Raw genomic sequence first — 26,755 nt, 5'->3', positions numbered from 1 at the left:
TAAGCCTCTAAAATTTACAGGCCAGTCATTTCAAAGGCTTATTTGAATAAGTATCAAGATAAAAAGGGCGTTTCCGCCCTTTTTGCTGCTTCTTTAATTAGAAGTAGTATTCAACACCTACAGAGAACTCGTCGTAGTCAGCAGACTTCCAACGTGCTTCTGTTGGTTTATCTAATTGAGACGCACCGTCGCCAAAGTCTAGAGTACGAGCACGTACGTACAGCACTGCCGATGGGTCTACGAAATACATAACTTGTGCTGATAACACATCGTCCGCTGTATCGTTAATTTTCTTACCATCACGCTCTAGATCAAAGTTAGCGGCGTAAGCCAGTTTGTATTGCCAATCACCCGTGGTGTACATGATAGCGGCAGACATTGCATCTTGCTTTTCACTCACACCATTGCTTGCGTCCGCTTCCATATATTTGTATTGCGCGAAGAAAGAAATACCGTTATCAAACCAGCCTTGTGCCCCTACCAAGTACGTGTTGTTTTCCCACGTTTGGCTTTCCATCTTGATATTACGGTTACCTTCATATGCCGCATCTAACTGGATAGGACCAATTTTGTAGTGTGCTGCGATACCACCCCAGTAGTCATCCCCTTCACCTAGACCTGCTTTATCACCTGCACCAGCTGCGATATCTAGGGAGAATTTGTCAGCAAACATTGGAGAGTCCCAGCGGATAGTGTTTGATTGACGGTCTTGGTACTTGGCGCCACCAATAGCACCACCCCAGTCGTATACATCGCCCAGGCCAGGGTTAGATGCTGGCCAGTCAACCAATTCGTACATAGGTGTCAAAACGCGACCCAGGCGAATTTGCCCCCAAGATGCACTTTCAAAACCGACGAATGTGTCACGTTCACCAAGACCTGCGCCCTCGCCACCAAAGCTAGGGTCTACATAACCGCCTTCGATTTGCCAAATAAAAGTAGGGTCGAAGTTAGCAAATTGTTTCTTACCACGGAAACCGATACGAGATTCGTTGTTTAGCTGCATGCCACCCAAGTCATCGTCCGTTGCTTTGCTGCCAGAATCGTAATCGCGGTACGCGGCCTGCATCGCGATGATCCCGTAAACTTCATAAGAAAATGAATCTTTGGTTAGAAACTCTTTTGCTGCGTCACTGTTTGCACCATCAGCAAATGCAACACCACTGAACATCATGCCGGTAATTGCCGTGGCAAGTAGGCTTTTCTTTAGGTAAGACATTATAAACCCCTATATTTTTAGTTTTTTCCATTTTCAAATTCACTAACTAGGACATGGCAGGAACTTGAAACAGTGTTTGGACGGGGCAAATATGACAAACTTTTTTCGCACTAAAAAACTTTCCCTACAGCAATCTGAGCGACTTCAAAATGAGAAGATCAAAAATAAAATAAATCAATAAAAAACAATCATTTAACATCAAATATAAAAAATAAAAAACGTTAAAAGTACGTTTTAACACTGAACTGACATTGAGAGTATCTAAAAAACGTGAGCGACTTCATTCATCTTTTAGGTGTTTTAACGGAACTTTATATTCAAAGAGAAAAAACCTTGAGATCACTCGCAAGTAAAATGACCGTGCACTTGTGGGATTCGAGAGATTTTGACGAAATTGTTGTGAGTAGCAAATGGGTATTGACCTTACCCTTGCAGGAAGGTTTAAGCTCATAGCATCACTACTATTGAGGTGCAGATTATGTATCAGTTAGTTATACCTTTATCAGGGCTCAACTGCATGGGCTGTGCGAGAAAAGTTGAGAATGCTTTACATGCGAATCACGATGTGGAGATCCTCAACTTGTCCCCGACGCAAGTAGAGGTCAAAACCGAGTCTTCTCTTAAAGAGCTCGTCTCGTCGATTGAATCTCTTGGTTACCAAGCAGGAAATCACTACGAACTAAACCTTTCAGGCTTAAGCTGTGGCGGTTGCGTCAAAAAACTTTCATCTTTATTAGAATCTAATCAAGACGTTATTTCTTTTGAGGCTTCAACAACGCACTTAGAGATTCGTACCCTCCTCTCCGAGCAACAAGTGATCGACTTAATAGCAACACTCGGCTATACCGCCAACCTTGATTCTGTTGAAGTAGAGAACGAAAGCTCACCAGAGACCGAACAGGTAGAACAGCAAAGCAATATTAAAGATACGCAGGTGCCACCAGCGAGTATTCAATTGCAAATGCTGATTCAAGGCATGACGTGTGCGAGTTGCGTCTCTTCAGTAGAGAAAGCACTTACTAACGTAGAAGGCGTTGAGAAAGCACAGGTCAACCTCGCAGAACAAAGCGCACTAGTATTCGCAAGCCAAGACTCTGATGACCTCCTTAACGCAATTGTTGAATCGGTAAAACAAGCCGGTTACCAAGCAGAGATCCTACAAGACGCCGCAACCCAGCAAGAAAAGCAAGCGCAGCAACAACGTCAGCAACAAAAACGCTTTAAACTGGATGCTATTGCTGGCCTTGTCGTCGGTGCCCCCTTAATGATTTGGGGCGTTGCTGGCGGCAATATGATGATTCGCAACACCAACGACCAATTAGCTTGGGGCGCGATCGGTATCGTATGTTTACTCCTTCTTGCCACAGCAGGGAAACACTTCTTCAGTAACGCTTGGTTAGCAGCTACTCACAAGCGCGCCACCATGGACACGTTAGTCGCGCTCGGTACTGGCGCAGCGTGGTTCTATTCGATGCTTGTGGTGATTTTCCCAGACTGGTTCCCTCTTGCTTCACGCCACGTGTACTTTGAAGCGAGTGCAATGATCATCGGCTTAATTTCTCTTGGTCACTATATAGAAGCAAAAGCCAAAGCAAACACAACACGCTCATTGCAAGCTCTGATTAACCTGCAACCTCAGCAAGCTACGGTAATCACGGAACAAGGCGATCAACAAATAACGGTTGAGCAAATCACGCTAGGCATGAAACTGCGTATCAAACCAGGCGAGAAAGTGCCTGTTGATGGTGTTGTGATTCAAGGTGAATCATACATTGATGAGTCGATGCTCACTGGTGAACCAGTACCAGTATTAAAAGCGCAAGAGGCTCAAGTGTCTGCCGGGACATTAAACACCGATGGTGGATTAGTCATTGAGGCAACGGGCATTGGCGCAAATACCATGCTGGCTCGTATCATCCGCATGGTGCGCACAGCGCAAAGCAGTAAGCCAGCCATCGCGAAACTGGCAGACCAGATTTCATCGGTGTTTGTCCCTGTCGTTGTTGGCATAGCAATACTGGCCGCGCTCGTTTGGTTTGCCGTTGGCCCAGAGCCAAAAGCGAGTTATATGCTGGTGGTGACCACAACCGTCCTGATCATCGCCTGCCCTTGCGCTCTAGGCTTAGCAACCCCGCTTTCTGTCACGGTGGGAGTGGGTAAAGCCGCAGAGCTCGGCATTCTGATCAAAGACGCCGACGCCCTGCAATTGGCAAGCAAAGTCGACACGGTTGTGTTCGACAAAACTGGCACGCTTACCCAAGGTAAACCTAGCGTTCAGCAAGTGTTTACTCACGCCACCAGCCAAGAAGATCTATTGGCTTTAGCGTATGCGGCAGAGCGTCAGTCTGAGCACCCACTGGCAAAAGCGGTATGTGATTACGCCAAACGACACGACGCAAAGGATGTCTCATTAGACAAGTTTGAGAACGTTCGCGGGCGCGGCATTTGGGCGACGTATCAAGATAAACCGCTACTCATTGGTTCGCTTCAATTTATGCAAGCAGAGAACGTCGAGACTAGCGCACTAAAATCTGCCATCGATGAATGCGCAAAAAATGCGTGGACTCCGGTAGCTGTGGCATTGAACGGCGAACTGATCGGTCTGATCGCCATTGCCGACCCGATCAAATCAGATGCGAAACAAGCGCTCTCTGCATTAAAATCGCAAGGCATCAAAACGGTAATGCTGACAGGCGATAACCAACACGTTGCCAATGCTATCGGCCAAGAACTTGGTATTGATGAAGTGATTGCCCAAGTAATGCCAGATGAGAAAGCTCAGCACATTGAGCAACTTCAATCTCAAGGACATGTCGTGGCAATGGTGGGGGATGGCATTAACGACGCCCCTGCTCTCGCGTTATCCAACCTCGGTATTGCTATGGGTAGCGGCAGTGATGTCGCCATTGAAAGTTCGCAAATGACCATCCTGAACACGTCACCAATGGCGGTAGTACATGCGATTGAACTCTCTCGCGCTACACTTAAGAACATGAAGCAAAACCTATTTGGTGCCTTTGTTTACAACTCGTTGGGTATTCCAGTTGCCGCTGGTGTGCTTTATCCAGCGTTTGGATTTTTGCTCAGTCCTGTTGTCGCAGGAGCGGCAATGGCACTGTCTTCAATTACTGTCGTTAGTAATGCAAATCGACTACGACTGTTTTCAGTAAAATAACCACTTCTTTTTGAGGGTATTATGAAGTTGAAACTATTGACCTTTGCAATGCTTGCGACCGTGTCCGCCAACGTATTGGCAGCCGATGTCATTAACCATAAATCGCCATACTGTGGCTGTTGTGGAGAATGGACAAAACACATGGAAGAGAACGGCTTTACGGTCGAAGAAAAATTGCACGATGACATGAACGCCATCAAACGCGATCTAGGCATCAAGAATGAACAGCTTTACTCTTGCCACACGGCAGAGATCAACGGCTATCTGTTTGAAGGTCACATTCCAGCCGAAGACATTAAAGCGTTTTTGAAAAATCCACCACGTAACGCAAAAGGCTTATCAGTACCGGGCATGCCAATAGGCTCCCCTGGTATGGAATATGGCGACAAAAAAGACAGCTACACCGTTTACGCCTTTAACGAAAAAGGACAAGTGTTCGAATATAGCCACCACGAAGGCAACGGCAAATAAAAACAAAGCCCAGCGAGACAAACCGCTGGGCTTTTTCTTAATGGACAATTAAGACAAATATAAAATTAGAAGCCGTAAGAGGCACCAAATACAAAAGCGTTATTCACTAGGCTGTCACCACTCGCGTTTTCTGCACCGTGTGCTTGACTACGGAACTCAAAGTAAGGTTGAACACCTTTACGAGTCCACGTTGCACGAAGCTCGTGGTCCATGGTTTCCGCTTCAATCATGTAGACGTTGTTGTAGCTTAGCGTCACATCCTCATTCATCACGTAACCGATGCGGTTGTCCATGCGGTAATCTGTATCCGCATCTGCGTCTGTCGCATCAATGTGCGCACGAGTACGGTTACTTAAGGAGATGCCGTTATCGAAGTTGTAACCGATCTTAACCAATGGACGGTACTGTACATTCTCGCCAGCAGAGAACAGGTGTTGGTAACCCGCGGCAACCCATAAATGATCGGTAATATTAAATGACTGCTCACCACCCACAGTGATTGCTGGTGTTGTGTTACCTGCGCCACCGTTTTCTGTTTCCAGTTTACCCAACTGAATACCATCAAATTCGGTGTAAACCGTAAAGCCGCCGAATTGGTTATCAAAAGTATGACCAGCTTCCAGTGTAGACGTAACGTCCGAACCATGAATTCGACCATCATCGTGGAATTGAACATTACCTGTTACGTAAGAAGAACCAGCAAAAGCGCTAGAAGCGAAAGCGAGAGAAAGAGCACTCAGTGCAAAAATGTTTTTCATAATTACTGCCTTTATTTATTCACGTTATGCGATAGTTTTAGAGGGCATCTCTTCCCTTTTATCGCAAACTTTGGAATGTGCCTCCTTGGCGTTCGCAATATTGTTTCAATTAATTCGCGATGGAAAATAAAACATTTTAAAAAGTGATCTTGTTCAAAACGAAGCTCAACAACCCTGATAAAAACATGGAAAATACAGGCACTTACCGTATTTTTATAAAATTATCAAAAAATAGAAGTGTGATCGTAAACAGATAATTTATTGATATTTATCAGATTAAGTCGATCCGGTTCACAATAACCTTGACCATTACAACCCAAAACTTATTTATCAATGAAAAATAATTAGACATCGATCACGCTTAATTTCCTAAAAAAATAAAGAAAGCCCCAACATGATGTTGAGGCTTTGCCAAAAAATTAACTTACAAGAATCGAGTTATTTCACGCTGGTCACTCGACTTGCTTTCTCACCGGTTGCTGACACAGAACGGATAAACACTTCACCTTTCACATTTGGACGAGCATTATCTGCGTAAGTTAGCCAGTTCTTGCCGTCTAGAGAGTATTGAAGCTTCACACCCGGGAACTGAACGTTCATTGCCAGTTTACCCTCTTCTACTTTCGCACCTGGTACAGGCAGGCGGTAGTCGATACCTGATTTTTCTAGCTTAGCCAGTTCGCGTTGGCCAAGTAGGTTCGCAAAGCGGTTGTAGTCTTGGTTTAGCGCAGCTTTGTTTACTAGGTTAGAGTTTTGCGAGTATTCAACACCCACTTTGTAGTCGTTTTCCCAATCAGCACGGTGCCATGCACGTTCAGCGGCTGCCAGTACGCGAGGGAATACCATGTACTCGTATTGCTCGTCGTTACGTACTGTCTCAGACCACAGCTGTGCTGATAGACCATAGAAAGGTTTCGCTTTGATTTCACCTTTACCAGTGAAGCCGTTACCATCGCGGTCTACAGAGGTTTCTGCGTTCTGAGGCATGTTCTCTGGTGCAAAACCAAACATCTTACGAGTATCTGTTGCACGCGTCGCCCAGTAGTAACCACGCTCTTTCGGGTCAACTTCGTACGGCATGTCCATGTATACGTAGTCTGGGTTAGAAACGATAACGTCGTAACCTTTCTTAGACCATTCGTACACTGATGATGTGCCACCCCAGTAAAGAACGTCCCAGAAGTTAACACGCGTGTTTTCTGTTGCGAACGCTTTCTCACCTTCACTGTACTTAAGGCCATCTTGCCAAGCTTGGAAGTTTGGAATGCCTCTCTCTGCCACCATCTTCGACACTTCTTCTGCAAAGTGGCTTGGTAGATGAGCAAAATCGCTTACCGTACCGTCTGCAATTAGCGTCTGACATTGTGGTGACTGTGCGAATGGCTTGTCTTGCTTAGACAAATCAATGTTACCCTTCCAGCTTACTTTGTCTTCTGCGTTGATGTCTTGCAGACCAGCGCCTAGCTTGATGTTCTTCGCTTCGTCACCACCAAAGTGCCATGTTGTTAGCGGCGTGCCCGCTTCTTGGTGCATTGCTGCTACTTCTGAAATCACTTTATCAACAAAGCGAGTTGAAGATTCCATACATGGGTTGATGAAGCTTTGCTTGTTGTAGAACTGAACCGTTGTTACGTTCGATGTATCTTGAGGATCCATCAGGCGGTACTCGTTCGCTTCTGCTTCTTTACCTTCTTCCATTAGACGGTCGTAACGTGCTTCCATTGATACCACTGCTGCACGAGCGTGTGCTGGCATATCGATTTCAGGAATCACTTCGATGTTACGCGCTTTCGCGTACTTCAAGATGTCCACGTAGTCTGCTTTGCTGAAGAAGCCAGAACCAAAGTTGTCTGTCGTTGCACCTGAGCCAAGCTGAGGCAGTAAACAGCTTTTCTCTTCCAAATCGAAACAACGGTTAGCACCCACTTCAGTCAGCTCAGGCAGACCCGGGATTTCTAAACGCCAGCCTTCATCATCCGTTAGGTGAAGGTGTAGTTTGTTCATCTTGTACGCGGCCATTTGGTCAAGCGTTGCAAGAATCGCGTCTTTAGAGTGGAAGTTACGAGCCACGTCCACCATCACACCACGGTAATCAAAACGCGGCGCATCTTTAATAGACAGTTGTGGTAGAGAATCAGCATTTTGGCTATCTACCAGGCCAAAGATAGATTGTACTGCGTAGAAAGCACCTGCTTGGTCAAACGCTTTAATCGCAATACTGTCGCCTTTGATGCTCATTTCGTAAGCACCAGATTTTGCCAATTCACCGGTGAAGTCTGCAGGAACAACAGTGATGCTTACAGGAAGATCACCACGAACATCCACACCTACCACTTCTGCACGACCTTGAATTGCTGCGTATTGAGCCGCATCGAATGCGTCTTTAGGCAGCGCAATACCCGCCGCGATATCTACCGTACCTTTACCTGCTTCAACAGACATTGGCGTTGGTAGTAACGTGGTTGATACGTCTTGTTTTGCTAGATCTTCGTTCTTCTCGAAACGAGACACAGCGCTCGCAAATACGTTGTTGTCATCTGGCGTACGTTTTAGGTTGTTACCCTCAAGGCCAGTCACGAAAGATGCAACGTCTTCTGTGTTAAGAGAAGCGATCATCTTAGGCTCTGCATTTGGTGCAGCAACGAAAGCGCCTGGCATGAAGTCAGTTTCAAATAACTGCCAGTATTCAGCAACAAGAGGAAGCACAACCTCTTCACCCGCAGCAAAACCATCAAACTTATCTGTTGGTTCTAGTTTGTGTAGATCACCCGTTACGCGAGAGATTTTAAACTGTTCGTTTTCAACATCCAGAATCAGACGAATGCTATGGAAGTAAATAGCCCAATCTTTTGAGTCAACCGCTTCACCTTGGTTAACCAGCGTCATGTTTACCTTGTTACAAGACGCCCACTCTGCCCCCATGTCTTGACACGCAAGACCTTCATTTGCGCCGTGGTTAGTCAACACTTCATATTGAATATCAAGGTTATCAGCCAATGAGTTTACAACTTGTTGTTCAGAGCTTTGCAGCGCAGAGCAACCTGCTAATGTAGTGATAACAGAAACAGCAATCAGACTAGGTTTAAACATCTTACTTCCCCAAAAAAGTCAGTGGTTCAAAACGACAATGATAAAAATCTCGGCCCCTCAAATGCGAGGTGCCTAACCGTTACATTCAACATACAACCTGTTATTTCTAAGCGTAAAATAAATAGAAATAGGAAGTGATCCAGCTCAAAAAATGACACTCAGCAAAAACAATAAAAACCTAATTTTCATGGAGTTACAATACACGTCAAAATCGAACAACTTGTTTTGACGAGTTTGCTGCGATCTAGGTCACTTATATTCATGAGTTACGACTGATTTTGTAAGATTTGGATCACGCCTAATTATTTTGTGAACCATTAGTAAGCGAATTACCTATTTACCTTTCGTGAAGTGACTCTCATTTATTCGTCGTCAAAACTCGTCAATATTTTTAGAAATGACGATTTTGTCGAATACCCCACTGGAGAAATTGCACTTAACCTCACGCTATTTTGCGTATAAAGTTTAAAGGTATCTTATCTGAGGACCATTCTATGTTTCGTCTCTTGACGCTCATATCATCTCTACTTGTTACTTTGACTCCTTTTTCCTCTTATGCAGAGCCACAGCATTGGTTAGCGAAAAAAGGGGAAACCGAACTTATGATTATTGGCTCGGTACATGTGGGGGATAAAACGATGTACCCACTCCCTAGAACGGTCATCCAGCATTTAAGCCAAAGCGCAGGGTTGATTATTGAAGCAGACGTCAGGAATTCTGAAGGCTTGGTTTACCCACAAACAACCATTCTTTCTAAAGATGTTTTAGACAGAGCTCAACGTCGCCACTTAATTGAAATTGCCCAAGATTTAGGTTTGCCAGAAACTCAACTCCTAAATTCCCCACCTTGGATGGCGGCATTCACCATCCAACTCGCTTTAGTCAACAAACTGGGGTATGTCTCTGATAAAGGGGTCGACATGCACTTAATAGGACTCGCTGATAAAAAGCAAATCCCGGTCATTCCACTGGAGTCCGTGCAATTCCAAATCGATTTAATCGCAGGTCAATCAGAAGGCGGTAAAGAGATACTTCTCTCATCAATTGAAGAATATGATGGCGGAGAAGAGTTGGTTCAATGCTTGATAGAGAGTTGGAAGAGTGGTGATGGTAGCATGTTGGTCGAAGCCTCTTTGACCGATCATACAACAGAAGAGTTTAACCAAGCCTTTTTATACGAGCGTAATCGAGATTGGGCTAAAAAACTCGACACTGGCAGTGTTCTACCTCAGCAATCGGGTCGTTACACCGTTGTTGTTGGTGGCTTGCATTTAGTAGGTAAAGATAACCTGATTGAACTGCTTAAAAATCGGGGATTTAACATCAAACCACTGGGTAAGACGCGCCAAGCAAATTGTGATATCTAGTGATTGTTTGAAAAATGCCATTTAAATACAATTATTTAAATACAACCATTTAAAATTCATTCAAACTTTCTTATAAAACGCCGTTAAGCTAAGTGGATACAAAACAACTCATATGAAATTTAAATATTTATTCCTATACACGATTGGAATTATGCTCACTTCTTCGCTGTCTTATGCTAAACCGCCATGCAACGTAGAAGCTTTTCAAGCTATTGATATAACTCCGGAAGTAAAAGGCGGTGTTTTAGATAAAGAGAGTGGTCAATTTCTTATTACCGAAAAACCAATGATGCGTTGCGCGAACATCACGTTTTCAACAGCCCACACTCGAAATCGCGTTGCACATATGATGAACCAAGGCTTTGAAGCGGTTTACTATGATGGAAATACAAGCAAATCTCACTCAGTAACGTTTGATGAAGACGATTTAAAAGCGGGTTACGTCAAGATTGGGCCAAATCACCCAAAGACCGCTTATGTCTGTTTCACTACTTCTGAAACTCCTATCAATACTATCTCGTGTGACATCAAGTAATAAATTTACTCGCTCTAAAAAATGAAAAGGCCCTACATTTCTGTAGAGCCTTCCTCTCAATACGTATCGGTGAAGAGCCATGTTCTAACTTCAAGCGAACCCCATTTGGTTCGATACTATTGAAGTCTAAAATTACTAGCACTAAAAACGACGAAAGCCTGCTCATTGAGCAGGCTTTCTAAAAGTGGTCGGTGAAGTAGGGATTCGACGCGACTGGGCTTCCAGAGGACTGGCATTCCAGACCCCGATCCTCTGGTTCCAAATAAATATCACCAAATACGAAAAAGGCTCTACATTTCTGTAGAGCCTTTTTCTCAATATGTGTCGATGAAGAGCCATATTCTAACTTCAGGCGAACCCCATTTGGTTCGCTACTATCAAAGTCAAATTTGCTGCCGCTAAAACGACGAAAGCCTGCTCATTGAGCAGGCTTTCTGAAAGTGGTCGGTGAAGAGGGATTCGAACCCCCGACCCTCTGGTCCCAAACCAGATGCGCTACCAAGCTGCGCTATTCACCGAGATGTTTAACTGAGGAATTGTCCCCGTCAACGAATGCGTATATTACGGATTCTGAACTGTGGCGCAAGTGCTTTTTACAAAAAAACCTTAGGTCTTAATTCGTTTGATGAATAACTGAACACTAGCACGTAAAATGTGACTGATAACTCACAACAAAATACAGTTTATTAACCTTAGCAACATAATTGATCCAGATCAGTGTGCAATAAGACACCGCCATTTAGTTTATTCCTGTCGGGAACATCTTGGAGGAAACGTATGGACTTTTGGCTTGATCTCCTATTTGGTAATGCAGTGGGTCTATCGTCAATGATAGTAATTTTTGGGGCAATTGGTCTGATGTTATTTTACGGCGGTTTCTTCATATACAAGATCATGAACGACAAATCTCCTCACTAGATCTCGCTTAGCTCTAGAAACGCTTTGCACCGGAGTCGGTTACTTGCCTACTCCGGTTTTTTATTTGATCTCAATGCACCACTCATTGATATAATCCTATTATTCTTCCCTGTTCTTAATGAGATTACTGCTATGTCTCACGACGACGATTTTGATCTATTTCAACAGATGATGGGCGATGTAAAGCCAATCACTCAAGACACCACCGAACACAAAAAAGTACACCAAGTAACAGAAGCACAGCTCGCAAAACGCGAAGCAGCAATCTGGTTAACGGAAGATGACCCAGAATACCTATCACTTGATCACGCTGAAATGCTCAAGCCAGAGGACTTTGTTGAGTTCAAACGTGATGGTGTACAGGACGGGGTTTACCGCAAACTTCGCCTTGGTAAGTATCCAATCCAAGCTCGCTTGGATTTGCACCGTAAAACATTGAAAGAAGCACGTGATGAAGTCGTGACGTTTTTAAAGCAATGCCTATCAATGGACATTAGAACGGTCGTTATCGTCCATGGTCGAGGAGAACGCTCAAATCCACCTGCAATGATGAAAAGCTTTGTTAGCAGTTGGCTACGACAAATAAAGGAAGTCCAATGCGTCCATAGTGCGCAACGCTTTCACGGTGGAACTGGAGCCGTTTACGTCCTACTTAGAAAAAGTGCGGAAAAGAAATTAGAAACCCGCGAACGTCACCAAAAACGGTTAGGCTAAATTTCACCCTAATGCTAGAATGGCCGCCCTTATTCTTCCTTCCCCTTAAAGGAAGGGAGCTTCATTCGCCGTTGTGAAACGTTAGGAGACAAAAATGTCACAAGACAACGCTAAACGATTAAATAAATTCATCAGTGAAACGGGGTTTTGCTCACGCCGTGAAGCAGACAGACTGATTGAGCAAGGCCGTGTCACCATTAATGGCAACAAACCTGAAATGGGGACAAAAGTGCTACCTGGTGATGATGTTTGTGTGGATGGTAAGCCAGTGGCAGCAAAAGAGAAGCCGATTTATATCGCTCTCAATAAACCAACAGGCATCACCTGTACAACTGAGAGAGACGTCCCTGGAAACATCGTTGATTTCATCGGCCACCAAAAACGTATCTTTCCGATCGGCCGCTTAGACAAACCCTCTGATGGTCTGATCTTTTTGACCAACGATGGCGACATCGTGAACAAAATCCTTCGCGCAGGCAACAGCCACGAAAAAGAGTACGTCGTACGCGTGGACAAGCCAATTACAGGCGAGTTTCTCAAACAGATGTCGAGTGGCGTTAAGATTCTCGACACAGTCACCCTACCTTGTAAGGTAACGAAAGAAACTAAATTCTCTTTCCGTATTGTGCTCACTCAAGGACTTAACCGTCAGATCCGTCGCATGTGTGAAGCGCTGGGCTATGAAGTATTCAAGCTGCGTCGCGTACGCATCATGAATATCTCTCTTGATGGTATTCCCAATGGGAAATGGCGTTATCTAAGTGACGAAGAAGTGGCAGAGATCCTAGCAATGTGTGAAGGCTCGGTAGGTACAGAAGAAGCATCAAAAACAGACTCTAGAGGTCGCAACATTCGTAAAGCGACCGACGCGAAGCTGTTTGATAGCCGCGAAGAAAACCAAGATTCTACTGCTCGTCGTAACCAGAAGACACGAACTTTCCGTGGTAACAATGCTGATGAATTCCGTCATGCACCAAACTCGAAAAAAGGTCAACAAAAGCGTCGTCAGCGTGATGATGAAGGCGGACGTCCAGCTAAAGAACATTACAAAGCGAAACCACAAGGTGAACGCAGCAGACCGCAAGGCGAGCATGGTAAATCACACCGTAAACCAGATGCATCGAGCAATACGCATTCAGCAAACAAGCCTCAATCACCGAGTAAGCCCAAGCAGCATTACATGAACCCAAATGCCGCGAAACCAAGTAAACCAGCTAAACGCGATGGTGGTACATTGAGTCTGAAGAAGTAACGCTTCACTGACAGGCAAGATCAAAAAAGGACGCTCATGAGCGTCCTTTTTATTTGTCATGAGTTTACAAACAAAGAGGTGCAAACTGACCGCGAGTTAAGCTCAGCAAATCTCTCGGGGCTAACTCAATTTCTAAACCACGTTTACCAGCACTCACACAGATTTTGTCTTGCTCTGCTGCGCTTTCGTGCAAAAAAGTAGGTAAGGCTTTCTTCTGCCCTAGTGGGCTAATTCCACCAACGACATAACCTGTGGTCTTTTGGGCGATTTCCGGATCAGCCATATCGGCCTTTTTGCCCTTCGCTGCTTTCGCCGCCAGTTTTAGGTTCAGCTTTTGATCAACAGGGATAATCGCAACCGCAAGGTTCTTTGGCTCCCCGTTCAAGCAGAACAGCAAGGTTTTAAATACTGTTTTCGGATCCTGCCCCAGTACTTCAGCAGCCTCCAAGCCATAACTATCGGCTCTAGGGTCATGCTCATACTGATGAATCGTGTGTGGAATTTTTTTCTTTTTCGCAAGATTAATGGCCGGAGTCATCAAGATTCTCCTCATAAAAACAAAAAGCGCAGACTGAATTGGATCTGCGCTTTTAGTTAATGATATCAGCGAGTTTGAGTCAATCGCTTTTTCTCTGTTGGGTTACTGATCAATCGCCGTATCAACTAAATACGTGATTTCACCTGAAGGGGCATACTCATTAACATCAATAGGGCTGTGTGTTTCTAAATAATCCTTCAAAACTTCAGCATCGGTAAAACCTGTATTTACATACCCTGGATGATCGTCGATTTTAGGGTAACCATCACCACCAGCAGCATTGTAGCTTGGTACGGTAAAGCGGTAATTACCATCTAAGCGAAGTTGCTTATTACCAATAAACACATTGGTTACCTCACCATTATTGATACTCATCGCAATGCCGGCAAACTGTGCATAAGCACCAGAGTCAACAGGCTTAGTTGCAACGACATTTAGATAATCTAATACCTCTTTACCCGTCATATCAACGTAAGAAACCATATTGCCAAATGGCTGAACAGTGAGCACGTCTTTATAAGTAATATCACCCGCAGCAATCGAATCGCGAACGCCGCCAGAATTCATTACGGCGAAATCTGCTTTCGCACGTTCCATGTGAGCCGTTGCAATTAATCGACCTAAGTTTGTTTGCTGGTAACGAACCACATTGCGGTCACCCTCAAGCTTACCGTTAGATTCTGCAATCTTCACGTTTAGTTTGCCCTGACCTTTTTCTTGATAAGGACGAAGAAACTCAAGCATCATTTCGTCTTGTTTAATCTCATCTTGGATCAAGACTCGTTGCGACTGACCATCAACTTTAACTTTCTTTTTCAAGTTTACAGGGATTAGATCGTAGCTCACCATCGAGAGTTCGCCATTACGAAACTCGTAATCGGCGCGTCCCACATATTTCCCCCACTCATGTGCCTGAACAATAAAGGTACCATTTTGTTTATCGGGCTGACATTCATCACCTGGTTTAAAGTTCTTTTTGATAACGTTTGGCCCTTCCATACAAACAGGCTCTTGTGAGTGTCCTCCAACGATCATGTCGAGATCGCCGTCATTCAAATAACGAGCTAACGCCACATCGCCGGGAGCATTGATGCCTCTATTACCATTTTCATAGTGTCCCATATGCGTGACAGCAAAAATCAGATCTGGATACTCTGTTTCTTTCAGTTCTGCAATCAACTTCTTGGCTTCTTCTTTCGGGTCACGGAAGTCAATTTGTTCAATGAATTCAGGGTTGCCAAGTTTCGCTGTGTCTTCGGTTGTAAGACCAATGACCGCAATTTTAATGCCCTGCTTGTTAAACATCGCGTATGGTTGGAATAAACGCTTGCCAGTATTTTTATCGTAAATATTGGCAGACAACATCGGAAAGTTTGCCCACTCTTGCTGCTTGAATAGCACGTCCAATGGATTATCAAACTCATGATTACCTAGAGCCATCGCATCGTAACCAATTTTGCTCATGCCTTTGAAATCCGGCTCGGCATCTTGTAAATCAGACTCAGGTACTCCTGTGTTGATGTCACCACCAGAAAGCAGTAACACGCTGCCCCCCTCAGCCTGTATTTCTTCGCGCAAATCATCGATTAACGTTTTACGCGCCGCCATGCCATATTCACCGTATCGATTTTGCCAAAAGCGACCATGATGATCGTTAGTGTGCAATACGGTCAATTTATAGGTTGTATCGGCATTCCATTCTGGTGCAGGTTGCGTAGCACACCCAGCTAACGAGGCCAAGATAGCGGCACTCAAAACAGTTTTGATCATCAGACGCTGATTCATTTATTTACCTTTTTCTTATTGGGATTACTGATGCACATTTTAAGCATTGGATCTATTTGAAAACCACGTGCACCCTAACACATTGATTTAATAATTATGATGCATTGTTTAGCAATAACAAATTCATCAGTAACAAGTTTGAGAATTCACGGCTTTTCAGATAAAAAAATAGCCAACACTCGGTTGGCTATAGTATTTGTTACCACCAGTCATCTGGCGTTTACTTGATATCGATATCTGCAAAGCTCTTGATCAGATCATCAAGCGATTTCATTTGTGCTAAGAATGGCTCTAACTTGTCTAGAGGCAGTGCAGATGGGCCATCACAACGCGCTTGGTCTGGGTTTGGGTGCGCTTCGATAAATAGACCTGCGATGCCTGTCGCTAGACCCGCTTTTGCAAGTTCAACTGTCTGCTCACGACGGCCGCCAGATGCTGCGCCTGATGGGTCACGCATTTGTAGTGAGTGCGTTACGTCAAAGATGATTGGGCTACCTTTCGAAGCATTTTTCATCACACCAAAACCAAGCATATCAACCACTAAGTTGTCGTAGCCGTGGCAAGAACCGCGCTCACATAGGATGATCTTGTCGTTACCGCATTCTGCGAACTTCTCAACGATGTTACCCACTTGACCTGGGCTCATAAATTGAGGTTTCTTCACGTTGATAACCGCACCTGTTTTGGCCATAGCTTCAACAAGGTCAGTTTGACGAGCTAGGAATGCAGGAAGCTGAATAACGTCTACCACGTCAGCGACGGGTTGAGCTTGTGCTTCAGTGTGAACGTCCGTGATGATCTTTACACCAAAAGTGTCTTTCAGCTCCTGAAAGATTTTCATACCTTCTTCCAGACCTGGACCACGGTATGAATGAACAGAACTGCGGTTTGCTTTGTCAAACGACGCCTTAAATACGTAAGGAATACCAAGTTTTTCCGTTACTTTTACGTAGTGCTCACAGATCTGCATCGCAAGATCACGAGACTCAAGAACGTTCATACCTGCAAATAGGGTGAATGGCTTGTCGTTAGCAACCTGAATGTCGCCGATATTAACGATTTTCTGTTCCATTTTGATTCTCTTTTTCTGTCCACGATACGCCACAGTTCGGCACATCGATAAAATTAGTGAAGTGTGACGTGCGTTTCACTCATCACATTAACTTGTGATTTTAGTAGCTCGGAAGCCGGATCGTCAGGGCATTGGTCAATAAAGTACTGAAAATCTGATACCGCTACTTGAGGGCACTCTAGCTGTTGGAAAATAAAACCACGGTCACGAATTTCGTATGGATCATCTGGCACAAACGTTAGAGCAAGATTCGTACAACGTAATGCCAACGTATAATGCTCTTCACGCAACATCGCACTTTTAATCAATGCCAACCAGCGACCAATAATTGTTGGGTTGTCAGCTTCCTCAAAATGTTCAGGCTTTAGCTGAGCTAGCGGTCCTTCCTGGCCAATAAGCCAAGCTTGAAGAATCCTTTCACCTACATACTCACCATTAAATGGATTGATGTAGTCTGGCTTCTTATGCATCCAGTCGACTTTTAACAAGAACTGAGTAGGGAAAGTAACTCCCTTCAGCGGGAAACCCAGCTTTTTGCCTAGGTATAACAAAATCGAACCTAAGCTCACAGGAATACCTTTTCTGCGCTCCAACACTTTATCGATGAAGCTGTTGTCCGAAATAAAGTATTCCTGCTCGTCGCCTTTGAATCCCCACTCGTGGAAAAACAGTCGTAGGAATGCATCAAATCGTTGCTCTTCATCGGTTTCATGAACAAGCGTGGCTTCTGCATCTTTGTAAAGACGCTCTAACTCTTGTTTCGCCCAATGTACTTTGGTTTCTGGGTTAATCGCTTTGTTTAGCTCAAGCGCACCTTCCACCAACGGTATATTGTCAAAATCTTCGTCAAAAAACTCTAACATGACGTCTATCCAAATAACGTAGGGCTCTTAGACACAGCAATGTTTGCAGCCATGACCAACCAACCTAATGCGCCGAAAAAGCCAAATATCTTCAGTAGGTTGTTTTTCGCAAGTTTCAATGAGAAGAATCCAAGCGCAATGTACGCCAGTACGCAGGTGATTTTGTTTGTTAACCACGGTGCGGCATCGGTAAACGGGATGAAACCCGTAATGAAAATAAGCGCGATACCTGACACTAGCAATGCAGTATCAACGATGTGGGGAAACACTTTCAAAAAGCGATTATTTCGCTTCGGTGAGTTCATCATCATTAACACGAATCGGATCGATAGTAGCGTCGCGCTGAGAGCGATCGTCACTAAGTGTATGTGTTTTAGAGCTACGTACATTTTTCTTCTCTTTTTAGTTAGTGTTTGCTGACTTCCATGATTAACTGGCCAGACAACCAAGTGTTACTCGATCGTTACCGCCATAATCTTTTTCCGTAGCGACCTGTTGGTAACCAAAGCCACGCATTATCTCACGCACCGCCTCACCTTGATCATAACCATGTTCAAATGCCAGCCAACCGCCCACTTCAAGATACTGACGAGCAAGATCCGAGATATGACGAATATCAGCTAAGCCATTCTCTTTAGCAACTAATGCAGATTTTGGCTCAAAGCGCACATCACCTTGGGATAAATGTGGATCTTTTTCATCAATATATGGCGGGTTGGAGACAATTAAAGCAAACTTCGTACCTTCTGTAATAGGCTCAAACCAACTGCCTTGAGCAAAGGTCACATTTTTGATGTTTAGCTGCTCAGCATTGTACTCTGCAAGTGCTTTCGCTTCTTGCTTAAGGTCTACGCCCATCACTTGACGCTTTGGCATTTCAGATGCAAGCGCGATGGCGATAGCTCCCGTCCCCGTTCCAAGATCTAAAATAGGCCCAGTTTGCTCGTAGGTCTTATCGAGTGCAACTTCGACCAAACGTTCTGTATCCGGTCTAGGTATCAGGGTAGAAGGAGAAACTTTAAACGGTAAAGACCAAAACTCTCGCTCACCAATAATATAAGCGACGGGTTCACCAGTTAAACGTCGTTCAAGTAGAGCATCAAACTGAGATTTTTGCTCTGCTTCTAACGCTTTTTCTGGCCAGGTCAGCAGGTAAGTTCGTGGTTTGCCAAGGACATGGCAAAGGAGTACAGCTGCATCGAGAGAAGGCGACTCTTTGCCGCCTTCTGCCAGTTTCGCCGTCGCACTTTTCAGTGCTTGCTCAATCGATTGAACTTGGCTCATCGATTAGCCGTTCTCTGCGAGCGCCGCAAGTTGGTCTGCTTGGTGCTCTTGAATCACAGGATCAATCAAGCTCTGCAGGTCACCTTCCATCACTTCGTTCAAACGATAGATGGTCAGGTTGATACGGTGATCAGACACACGACCTTGTGGGTAGTTGTATGTACGAATACGGTCACTACGGTCACCAGAACCTAGAAGGTTACGACGTGTATCAGACACTTCTGCGGCACGACGCTCTTCTTCCGCTTGAACGATACGAGCAGCAAGAACCGCCATTGCTTTCGCTTTGTTCTTGTGCTGTGAACGCTCATCCTGACACTCTACTACCGTACCCGTTGGTAAGTGGGTAATACGGATTGCAGAATCCGTGGTGTTAACGTGCTGACCACCCGCGCCAGATGCACGGAACGTATCGATTTTCAGGTCTGCTGCTTTGATTTCTGGCAGATCCGCTTCAGGGATTTCCGCCATTACTGCTACTGTACAAGCAGAAGTATGCACACGACCTTGAGACTCTGTTGCTGGAACACGCTGTACACGGTGACCGCCTGACTCAAATTTCAACACGCCGTACGCACCGTCGCCGCTTACTTTCGCGATCATCTCTTTGTAACCACCGTGCTCTGCCTCGTTTGAAGACATGACTTCGATGCGCCAGCCACGCTTTTCTGCGTACTTGCTGTACATACGGAATAGATCACCCGCGAAGATACCCGCTTCGTCGCCACCCGCACCTGCACGAATTTCTAGGAAACAGTTACGATCATCGTTCGGATCTTTTGGCAGAAGAAGAATCTGTAACTCATCAGTAAGACGCTCAATCGTCGCTTTCGCTTCTTTGATTTCTTCTTGCGCCATTTCACGCATTTCTTCGTCGTCTTCGTTTGCCATCTCTTCAGCGGCGACAAGATCTTCTTGTGCTTGTTGATAAGCTTGGAAGCACTTGGTTACTTCTTCTAGCTGAGAGTACTCTCTTGATAGAGCACGGAATTTGTCCTGATTTCCAATTACATCAGGATCACCAAGAAGATGTTGAACTTCTTCGTAACGTTCTACTAGCGTTTCTAGCTTAGTCAGAATAGAGGCTTTCATAGTGTCGTTTTCTTAATAAAAAGCGTGAGTTATAGATCATCCAAGCCAAGTGTTTGGCGGATAATCGTTAATTTTGCTGGTTCGCCTTGCTCTGCTGCACTTTGCAATGCGCGAGTTGGAGCGTGAATCAGTTTGTTGGTGAGTTTATTACTCAGCTCGCGCAGCACTTTCTCCGGATCTGCGCCTGCCGCTAAAGATTGCAAACTTTTGCTCAGTAACTCTTCACGAATTTCGTTGGCTGATTTGCGATAGTCGCGAATACTATCGACGGCTTGCAGTGAACGCAACCATGTCATAAACGCAGCGCTTTCTTCACTAACAATCGCTTCAGCTTGAATCGCTTCGACTTTACGCTGCTCAATGTTGCTGTCGATGATAGATTGCAAGTCATCAACAGAATACAGATATGCGTCGTTCAGTTCACCGACTTCCGACTCTACATCTCGCGGCACCGCAATATCGACTAACAAGATAGGTTGATGTCGGCGCTGCTTTAGAGCCGTTTCGACCATACCTTTGCCAATAATAGGCAATGGGCTCGCCGTTGAGCTAATCACAATATCCGCTTTCGCCAAATGTTCAGGAATTTCGTTCAAACTGATCACTTCTGCGCCAAATTGGTCCGCTAAGCCTTGCGCGCGCTCTTTAGTGCGGTTCGCGACAATCATTTTTGTGCAACCGTTGGACGCTAAATGCTTCGCGACCAATTCAATCGTCTCACCCGCACCAACTAAAAGCACGGTTGAATCTGATAACGACTCAAAAATATGTTTTGCCAGTGTACATGCCGCATAAGCCACGGACACGGCATTACCACCAATATCTGTCTCTGTTCTCACCCGTTTGGCGACTGAGAACGTCTTTTGAAACAGTTTATCAATCGAGGCATCGACGGCTTGATGATCTCGCGAGTCAGAAAATGCTTGCTTTACCTGCCCTAAAATTTGAGGCTCACCCAACACCAGAGAGTCAAGACCGCACGATACGCGCATCAAATGCTTTATTGCAGCTTGTTCTTCATGAACATACAAACTCGGCATTAAATCTTCGCGGCTCACTTGATGAAATTGAGCAAGCCAATCGATCAACTTGTTTCGCGCTCCTTGCTTAACATCGCAGTACAACTCAGTTCGGTTACAGGTTGAAACAATCACACTGCCGTTAACCGCTTCGTGCTCTCTAAGTTGCTCGAGTGCAGGGCCGAGTTTATCCGGACCAAACGCCACCTTCTCTCGCAAGTCGACAGACGCTGTATTGTGATTAATTCCAATAGCAAGCAAGGACATCTAACGTGGTATCTCTGGGATAGGTTATAAAATAGGTCCAGAATTTTACTGTAAGCACGCATTTATTGAAAGGGTAAGCCGGATTTGTTTTCCTAAGTGCGACTTTTCAATGCTATAGTTGTGAGCGATTCCCGATGAAACTGATTAATAAGCCATCAAACATGACGTTACGCTCCTTTATTCTTTTTTTCTTGTCGAGCTTACTGCTCGCTGGTTGTTCGTCCGTTCCTGAAAGTGTTACCAGCGTTGAATGGCAAGCTCACGAGCAGCGACTCGAAACCATCCAAGATTTTCAAGCAACGGGGAAACTTGGTTATATTGGCCCAGACCAAAGACAAAATTTAAACTTCTACTGGAAACATTCTTCAGCACTAAGCCAGTTGCGTTTAACAACGATTCTCGGACAAACGGCATTAAAGCTCACCATCACCCCACAAGGCGCCACAGTAGAAACTTACGACGATCAGGTCCTTTCTTCTCGCAGTGCTAACCAGCTGATTTACCGTCTTACAGGGTTGATGATGCCCGTCGATCACATGCCTGACTGGCTATTAGGTCTACCGACCGATGCCGACAAATTCCAACTGTCTCCAACCAATACACTGCAAGCGTTAAACAAACAAATTGGTTTAAATGATTGGAGTATTGCTTATCAACGATATGGCGACGTTCAATGGCATGAACAGTCTCTCCCTCTGCCAAATAAGCTGAAACTCACCACAGCTGATGTCAAAATAAATCTAGTGATCACAAAATGGAACATCACCCAATGATTGAACTTTCAACACGCTGGCCATCACCAGCGAAATTGAATCTCTTTCTATATATCAACGGCCGTACAGAGAATGGCTACCACGAGTTACAAACGTTATTCCAATTCGTCGATCACGGCGATGAGCTCACTATTCAAGCGAACTATTCTGGTGATATTACGATTTCTCCAGAGATAGAAGGTGTGCCTCTTCAAGACAATTTAATTTGGAAAGCAGCAACCGCGCTTCAAGCTTACTCAAACTGCCCTTTTGGCGCGCATATTGAGCTACAGAAAGTGCTGCCTATGGGTGGAGGCATTGGTGGGGGCTCATCGAACGCAGCTACAGCATTAGTGGCACTGAATTACTTATGGCAACTGAATCTAACTGACGACGAACTGGCTGAAATTGGTTTAAAACTGGGCGCAGACGTGCCCGTATTTGTGCGCGGATTTGCAGCTTTTGCTGAAGGTGTTGGTGAAAAACTCTCTCCTGCTTATCCCGAAGAAAAGTGGTACTTAGTCGTCAGACCGAATGTATCTATCGCAACCGTCGACGTTTTTTGTCATCCAGATCTGACGCGAAACACCCCAAAACGAGATCTAGAAACACTTTTAAATACGCCAAGCGTAAACGATTGCGAAAAAATTGTACGAATGCTCTACCCAGAGGTTGATAAGCAACTTTCTTGGCTGCTACAATACGCGCCGTCAAGATTGACGGGGACAGGATCTTGCGTTTTTGCTGAATTTTCGAGCAAATCTGAAGCAGAAACTATCCTTGCACAACTCTCTGATAAAGTCTCGGCATTTGTCGCTCAAGGGCGCAATATTTCGCCATTAAAAGAGACTTTGGCTGAATACCAATCAGCCTCACACCGACCTATTTAAACTGGACGCAAACCCGAGGTTTCCACCGTGCCTGATATGAAGCTATTTGCTGGTAACGCAACACCTGAACTAGCCCAACGTATTGCTGATCGTCTTTACATCTCTCTTGGTGATGCATCTGTTTCTCGCTTTTCTGATGGCGAAGTTGCAGTTCAAATCAATGAGAATGTTCGTGGTAGCGATGTTTTCATCATTCAATCCACTTGTGCACCGACTAACGACAACCTAATGGAATTGGTTGTTATGATTGATGCAATGCGCCGTGCTTCAGCAGGCCGTATCACTGCAGTTATCCCTTACTTCGGCTACGCTCGCCAAGACCGTCGTGTACGTTCTGCGCGTGTGCCAATTACTGCAAAAGTTGTTGCTGATTTCCTATCTAACGTTGGTGTTGACCGCGTTCTAACTATCGACCTACACGCAGAGCAAATTCAAGGCTTCTTCGATGTACCTGTAGACAACATCTTCGGCACGCCAGTGCTACTTGAAGATATGCAGGCTCGCGGTCTAGATAACCCTGTAGTGGTATCTCCTGACCTAGGTGGCGTTGTTCGTGCTCGTGCAACAGCAAAAGCACTAGGCGACATCGACATCGCAATCGTAGATAAGCGTCGTCCACGTGCAAACGTTTCTGAAGTAATGAACCTAATCGGTGATGTTGAAGGTCGTGACTGTGTGATCGTTGATGACATGATCGACACAGGTGGCACACTATGTAAAGCAGCTGAAGCACTAAAAGAGCGCGGTGCTAAGCGTGTATTCGCTTACGCTACTCACGCAGTATTCTCAGGCAACGCTGCGGATAACATCAAGAACTCAGTTCTTGACCAAGTTATCGTAACTGACTCTATCTCTCTGTCTAAAGAGATGGCTGCAACAGGTAAAGTGACAACACTAAGCCTATCTCGCATGCTGGCTGAAGCGATTCGTCGTATCAGCAATGAAGAGTCAATCTCTGCAATGTTCAACTAATACGAACATTTCAGTTACACTGATTTCAAAAGCACCCCTCTTTGGGGTGTTTTTTTATTTGTACTGATAACTAGAAAATCCCTTGGTCGCCCACCGCGAGTTTTCTGTGCTATCATACTGCGCTTTTTGAGATTCCAGAGAGATCCTAACCTTGAGTCAACAAATCAAACTTCTTGTTGGTCTTGCTAATCCAGGACCAGAATACGCCAGAACTCGTCACAATGCGGGCGCTTGGGTTGTAGAAGAATTAGCACGCGTTCACAACGTTACACTGAAGAACGAACCAAAGTTTTTTGGTCTAACAGGACGCATTATGGTCAATGGCCAGGATCTCCGTTTGCTTATCCCAACCACCTTCATGAATCTATCAGGTAAATCGATCGCAGCGCTTGCGAAATTTTATCAAATTAAACCTGAAGAGATCATGGTCGCTCATGACGAGCTAGACTTACCGCCAGGTGTCGCTAAGTTTAAAAAAGGTGGGGGTCACGGTGGACACAACGGTCTGCGTGACACCATTAGCAAACTGGGCAATAACAAAGATTTTTATCGTCTTCGTATTGGCATTGGTCATCCGGGACACAAAGATAAAGTGGCGGGTTTTGTATTAGGTAAAGCGCCAGCTAAAGAGCAAGAGCTTTTAGATGCAGCAGCTGATGAGGCTGTTCGTTGTCTAGATATCCTGATTAAGGATGGCCTATCTAAAGCACAAAATCGCCTCCACACGTTCAAAGCTGAATAAGGTTACTATCATGGGTTTTAAATGTGGCATCGTTGGTCTACCTAACGTAGGTAAATCAACTCTGTTCAACGCACTAACTAAAGCGGGTATCGAAGCAGCAAACTTCCCGTTCTGTACCATTGAACCAAACACTGGTGTGGTTCCTGTGCCAGATCTACGTCTAGACGCACTAGCTAAGATCGTTAACCCACAGAGAGTTCTTCCAACGACGATGGAGTTCGTGGACATCGCTGGTCTTGTTGCTGGTGCATCACGTGGTGAAGGTTTAGGTAACAAATTCCTAGCTAACATCCGTGAAACAGACGCGATTGGCCACGTTGTACGTTGTTTTGAAAACGAAAACATTGTTCATGTTTCAGGTAAAGTTTCACCTATCGAAGATATCGAAGTGATCAACCTTGAACTTGCAATGGCTGACCTAGATTCTTGTGAGCGAGCGATTCAACGTAACGCGAAGAAGGCAAAAGGCGGCGATAAAGACGCAAAATTTGAACTAACCGTACTAGAAAAACTGTTACCAGTACTAACTGAAGGCGGCATGGCACGCACAGTTGAGCTATCTAAAGAAGAGTTAGCAGCAATCGGCTACCTAAACTTCCTAACACTGAAGCCAACTATGTACATTGCAAACGTAAACGAAGATGGCTTCGAAAATAACCCATATCTAGATGCGGTTCGTGAGTTCGCAGAAAAAGAAAACAATGTCGTTGTACCTGTATGTGCAGCTATCGAATCTGAACTATCTGAACTAGAAGATGAAGATCGCGAAGAATTCCTAGCAGATATGGGGATCGAAGAGCCGGGCCTGAACCGTGTAATTCGCTCTGGTTACGAACTACTGACTCTACACACCTACTTCACAGCAGGTGTTAAAGAAGTACGTGCTTGGACAATCCCTGTTGGTGCAACTGCGCCTCAGGCGGCAGGTAAGATCCACACTGACTTCGAGAAAGGCTTTATTCGTGCAGAAGTAGTCGGTTACGACGATTTCATCCAATTCAATGGTGAAAATGGCGCAAAAGACGCAGGTAAATGGCGTCTAGAAGGTAAAGACTACATCGTAAAAGATGGCGATGTTGTACACTTCCGCTTCAATGTTTAATTAAATGAATGAATTCTAAACACTTCATTTACACTAAAAGCCAGCTGTTAAGCTGGCTTTTTTAATACCTTAAGTAAATGAACAAAAATAAATTACGCAACTGCAAGCTAATTTATTTCCAGTTTTAGATCATAAACACGCCTCTTTGTTTAAAAAGGAAGCGAACGAGGTTTTTTCCGAAATTTATTAAAAAAAACTGTTGACGGATCTCACTCAACTTCGCATAATGCGCGCCGTTCCCAACGACAAGGCAACAAAGCGTTGAGAACAAAAAATATGGTTTTGGCTACGTAGCTCAGCTGGTTAGAGCACATCACTCATAATGATGGGGTCACAGGTTCGAATCCCGTCGTAGCCACCATGAACAACGTTATTTAGGTTTTTACCAATTACCTTGATAACTACAGAATAAGTTGCGGAAGTGGCGGAATTGGTAGACGCACCAGATTTAGGTTCTGGCGCCGCAAGGTGTGAGAGTTCAAGTCTCTCCTTCCGCACCATATTTTAAATAGTCATTGTGACTATTGCCTGCAGGTCTATCGCCAAGCGGTAAGGCAGCGGCTTTTGATGCCGCCATTCCCTGGTTCGAATCCAGGTAGACCTGCCATTATTCAAGTGAGATTCCTTTATAAAAGGGGTTGTCACTGAGAGCGTGAAGGTTTATATTGTCTCGCTCCAAAAGATGGCTACGTAGCTCAGCTGGTTAGAGCACATCACTCATAATGATGGGGTCACAGGTTCGAATCCCGTCGTAGCCACCATGAACAACGTTATTTAGGTTTTTACCAATTACCTTGATAACTACAGAATAAGTTGCGGAAGTGGCGGAATTGGTAGACGCACCAGATTTAGGTTCTGGCGCCGCAAGGTGTGAGAGT

General features: G+C 44.8%; 23 protein-coding genes and 6 tRNA genes (1 of these 29 only partly in view). 17 read left to right on the top strand and 12 right to left on the bottom strand.

What is annotated here, in order from left to right; all coding sequences use genetic code 11:
* Positions 1–97: 97 nt before the first annotated feature.
* Positions 98–1,219, bottom strand: a complete 1,122-nt coding sequence (chiP, locus tag R7Z10_RS21125) for a chitoporin (RefSeq protein WP_017819978.1) — start codon at positions 1,217–1,219, stop codon at positions 98–100.
* A 478-nt stretch (positions 1,220–1,697) separates the two neighbouring features.
* Between chiP and R7Z10_RS21120 the strand changes: the two genes are divergently transcribed.
* Complete coding sequence (locus R7Z10_RS21120) at positions 1,698–4,394, top strand: copper-translocating P-type ATPase (RefSeq protein WP_318105868.1); 2,697 nt, start codon at positions 1,698–1,700, stop codon at positions 4,392–4,394.
* Between the two features lie 21 nt (positions 4,395–4,415).
* Positions 4,416–4,865, top strand: coding sequence for a DUF411 domain-containing protein (locus tag R7Z10_RS21115; RefSeq protein ID WP_115385799.1), 450 nt, complete (start codon positions 4,416–4,418; stop codon positions 4,863–4,865).
* A gap of 65 nt (positions 4,866–4,930) precedes the next feature.
* Here R7Z10_RS21115 and R7Z10_RS21110 read toward each other — a convergent pair whose 3' ends face one another.
* Both R7Z10_RS21110 and R7Z10_RS21105 read right to left on the bottom strand, forming a co-directional pair.
* Positions 4,931–5,623, bottom strand: a complete 693-nt coding sequence (locus R7Z10_RS21110; RefSeq protein WP_005382004.1) for an oligogalacturonate-specific porin KdgM family protein — start codon at positions 5,621–5,623, stop codon at positions 4,931–4,933.
* Between the two features lie 438 nt (positions 5,624–6,061).
* The gene (locus R7Z10_RS21105; RefSeq protein WP_318105865.1) at positions 6,062–8,713 is read right to left on the bottom strand and encodes a beta-N-acetylhexosaminidase; all 2,652 of its coding nucleotides are present in this window, start codon (positions 8,711–8,713) and stop codon (positions 6,062–6,064) included.
* A gap of 494 nt (positions 8,714–9,207) precedes the next feature.
* On the opposite strand from R7Z10_RS21105, the gene R7Z10_RS21100 reads away from it, so the two are divergent.
* Together R7Z10_RS21100 and R7Z10_RS21095 are read left to right on the top strand one after the other, a co-directional pair.
* Complete coding sequence (locus R7Z10_RS21100; protein ID WP_005382001.1) at positions 9,208–10,080, top strand: TraB/GumN family protein; 873 nt, start codon at positions 9,208–9,210, stop codon at positions 10,078–10,080.
* Between the two features lie 112 nt (positions 10,081–10,192).
* The gene (locus tag R7Z10_RS21095; protein ID WP_005382000.1) at positions 10,193–10,615 is read left to right on the top strand and encodes a hypothetical protein; all 423 of its coding nucleotides are present in this window, start codon (positions 10,193–10,195) and stop codon (positions 10,613–10,615) included.
* A gap of 441 nt (positions 10,616–11,056) precedes the next feature.
* On the opposite strand, the gene R7Z10_RS21090 is transcribed toward R7Z10_RS21095, so the two are convergent.
* Positions 11,057–11,133 (bottom strand) — tRNA-Pro (locus R7Z10_RS21090).
* A gap of 259 nt (positions 11,134–11,392) precedes the next feature.
* Between R7Z10_RS21090 and R7Z10_RS21085 the strand changes: the two genes are divergently transcribed.
* From R7Z10_RS21085 to rluF, 3 genes are all read left to right on the top strand, one after another.
* Positions 11,393–11,533, top strand: a complete 141-nt coding sequence (locus R7Z10_RS21085; protein ID WP_005382236.1) for a DUF3149 domain-containing protein — start codon at positions 11,393–11,395, stop codon at positions 11,531–11,533.
* Positions 11,534–11,665: 132 nt separating this feature from the next.
* Positions 11,666–12,247 carry a DNA endonuclease SmrA gene (smrA, locus tag R7Z10_RS21080; RefSeq protein ID WP_005382233.1) on the top strand — a complete coding sequence of 194 codons (582 nt, stop codon included), beginning with the start codon at positions 11,666–11,668 and terminating at the stop codon, positions 12,245–12,247.
* A 94-nt stretch (positions 12,248–12,341) separates the two neighbouring features.
* Positions 12,342–13,499, top strand: a complete 1,158-nt coding sequence (gene rluF / locus R7Z10_RS21075; protein WP_213915316.1) for a 23S rRNA pseudouridine(2604) synthase RluF — start codon at positions 12,342–12,344, stop codon at positions 13,497–13,499.
* Positions 13,500–13,563: 64 nt separating this feature from the next.
* Here rluF and ybaK read toward each other — a convergent pair whose 3' ends face one another.
* From ybaK to hemA, 8 genes are all read right to left on the bottom strand, one after another.
* On the bottom strand, positions 13,564–14,037 hold the full coding sequence (gene ybaK, locus R7Z10_RS21070; protein ID WP_005384092.1) for a Cys-tRNA(Pro) deacylase: 474 nt from the start codon (positions 14,035–14,037) through the stop codon (positions 13,564–13,566).
* Between the two features lie 102 nt (positions 14,038–14,139).
* Positions 14,140–15,822 (bottom strand): bifunctional UDP-sugar hydrolase/5'-nucleotidase UshA, encoded by a 1,683-nt coding sequence (ushA, locus tag R7Z10_RS21065; RefSeq protein ID WP_213915315.1) that lies wholly within the window; start codon positions 15,820–15,822, stop codon positions 14,140–14,142.
* A gap of 220 nt (positions 15,823–16,042) precedes the next feature.
* The gene (gene kdsA / locus R7Z10_RS21060; RefSeq protein WP_005384095.1) at positions 16,043–16,894 is read right to left on the bottom strand and encodes a 3-deoxy-8-phosphooctulonate synthase; all 852 of its coding nucleotides are present in this window, start codon (positions 16,892–16,894) and stop codon (positions 16,043–16,045) included.
* Between the two features lie 53 nt (positions 16,895–16,947).
* Positions 16,948–17,757: a SirB1 family protein gene (locus R7Z10_RS21055; RefSeq protein WP_005384098.1), complete on the bottom strand. Its 810-nt coding sequence runs from the start codon at positions 17,755–17,757 to the stop codon at positions 16,948–16,950.
* A gap of 5 nt (positions 17,758–17,762) precedes the next feature.
* Positions 17,763–18,146, bottom strand: coding sequence for a SirB2 family protein (locus R7Z10_RS21050; RefSeq protein WP_005382225.1), 384 nt, complete (start codon positions 18,144–18,146; stop codon positions 17,763–17,765).
* 40 nt (positions 18,147–18,186) lie between these two features.
* Complete coding sequence (gene prmC / locus R7Z10_RS21045; protein ID WP_017634841.1) at positions 18,187–19,041, bottom strand: peptide chain release factor N(5)-glutamine methyltransferase; 855 nt, start codon at positions 19,039–19,041, stop codon at positions 18,187–18,189.
* Positions 19,042–19,044: 3 nt separating this feature from the next.
* Positions 19,045–20,133, bottom strand: a complete 1,089-nt coding sequence (gene prfA / locus R7Z10_RS21040; RefSeq protein WP_005382222.1) for a peptide chain release factor 1 — start codon at positions 20,131–20,133, stop codon at positions 19,045–19,047.
* Between the two features lie 29 nt (positions 20,134–20,162).
* Complete coding sequence (gene hemA, locus R7Z10_RS21035) at positions 20,163–21,419, bottom strand: glutamyl-tRNA reductase (protein WP_005384104.1); 1,257 nt, start codon at positions 21,417–21,419, stop codon at positions 20,163–20,165.
* 134 nt (positions 21,420–21,553) lie between these two features.
* Here hemA and lolB point away from each other — a divergent pair, with 134 nt between their 5' ends.
* The 10 genes from lolB to R7Z10_RS20985 all read left to right on the top strand — a co-directional run.
* Positions 21,554–22,192 (top strand): lipoprotein insertase outer membrane protein LolB, encoded by a 639-nt coding sequence (gene lolB, locus R7Z10_RS21030; protein WP_017634843.1) that lies wholly within the window; start codon positions 21,554–21,556, stop codon positions 22,190–22,192.
* A complete protein-coding gene (ispE, locus tag R7Z10_RS21025; RefSeq protein WP_225466577.1) occupies positions 22,189–23,061 on the top strand; it encodes a 4-(cytidine 5'-diphospho)-2-C-methyl-D-erythritol kinase in 873 nt (290 codons plus the stop codon). The genes lolB and ispE overlap by 4 nt, the downstream gene beginning before the upstream one ends.
* Positions 23,062–23,088: 27 nt before the next feature.
* Positions 23,089–24,033, top strand: coding sequence for a ribose-phosphate pyrophosphokinase (locus R7Z10_RS21020; RefSeq protein ID WP_005393176.1), 945 nt, complete (start codon positions 23,089–23,091; stop codon positions 24,031–24,033).
* Between the two features lie 151 nt (positions 24,034–24,184).
* A complete protein-coding gene (pth, locus tag R7Z10_RS21015; RefSeq protein WP_005384112.1) occupies positions 24,185–24,775 on the top strand; it encodes an aminoacyl-tRNA hydrolase in 591 nt (196 codons plus the stop codon).
* 10 nt (positions 24,776–24,785) lie between these two features.
* Positions 24,786–25,877, top strand: a complete 1,092-nt coding sequence (ychF, locus tag R7Z10_RS21010; protein WP_005393178.1) for a redox-regulated ATPase YchF — start codon at positions 24,786–24,788, stop codon at positions 25,875–25,877.
* A 284-nt stretch (positions 25,878–26,161) separates the two neighbouring features.
* Positions 26,162–26,238, top strand: a tRNA-Met gene (locus tag R7Z10_RS21005).
* Between the two features lie 54 nt (positions 26,239–26,292).
* Positions 26,293–26,377 (top strand) — tRNA-Leu (locus R7Z10_RS21000).
* A 32-nt stretch (positions 26,378–26,409) separates the two neighbouring features.
* Positions 26,410–26,484: transfer RNA gene (locus tag R7Z10_RS20995), tRNA-Gln, on the top strand.
* 77 nt (positions 26,485–26,561) lie between these two features.
* A tRNA-Met gene (locus R7Z10_RS20990) sits at positions 26,562–26,638 on the top strand.
* Between the two features lie 54 nt (positions 26,639–26,692).
* Positions 26,693–26,755, top strand: a tRNA-Leu gene (locus tag R7Z10_RS20985); it runs 173 nt beyond the window's last position.

This window comes from Vibrio sp. Vb1018 (assembly GCF_033338775.1).
In the GTDB taxonomy this organism is placed as follows: domain Bacteria; phylum Pseudomonadota; class Gammaproteobacteria; order Enterobacterales; family Vibrionaceae; genus Vibrio; species Vibrio alginolyticus.
This window is presented reverse-complemented; position numbering and strand designations above follow the sequence as displayed.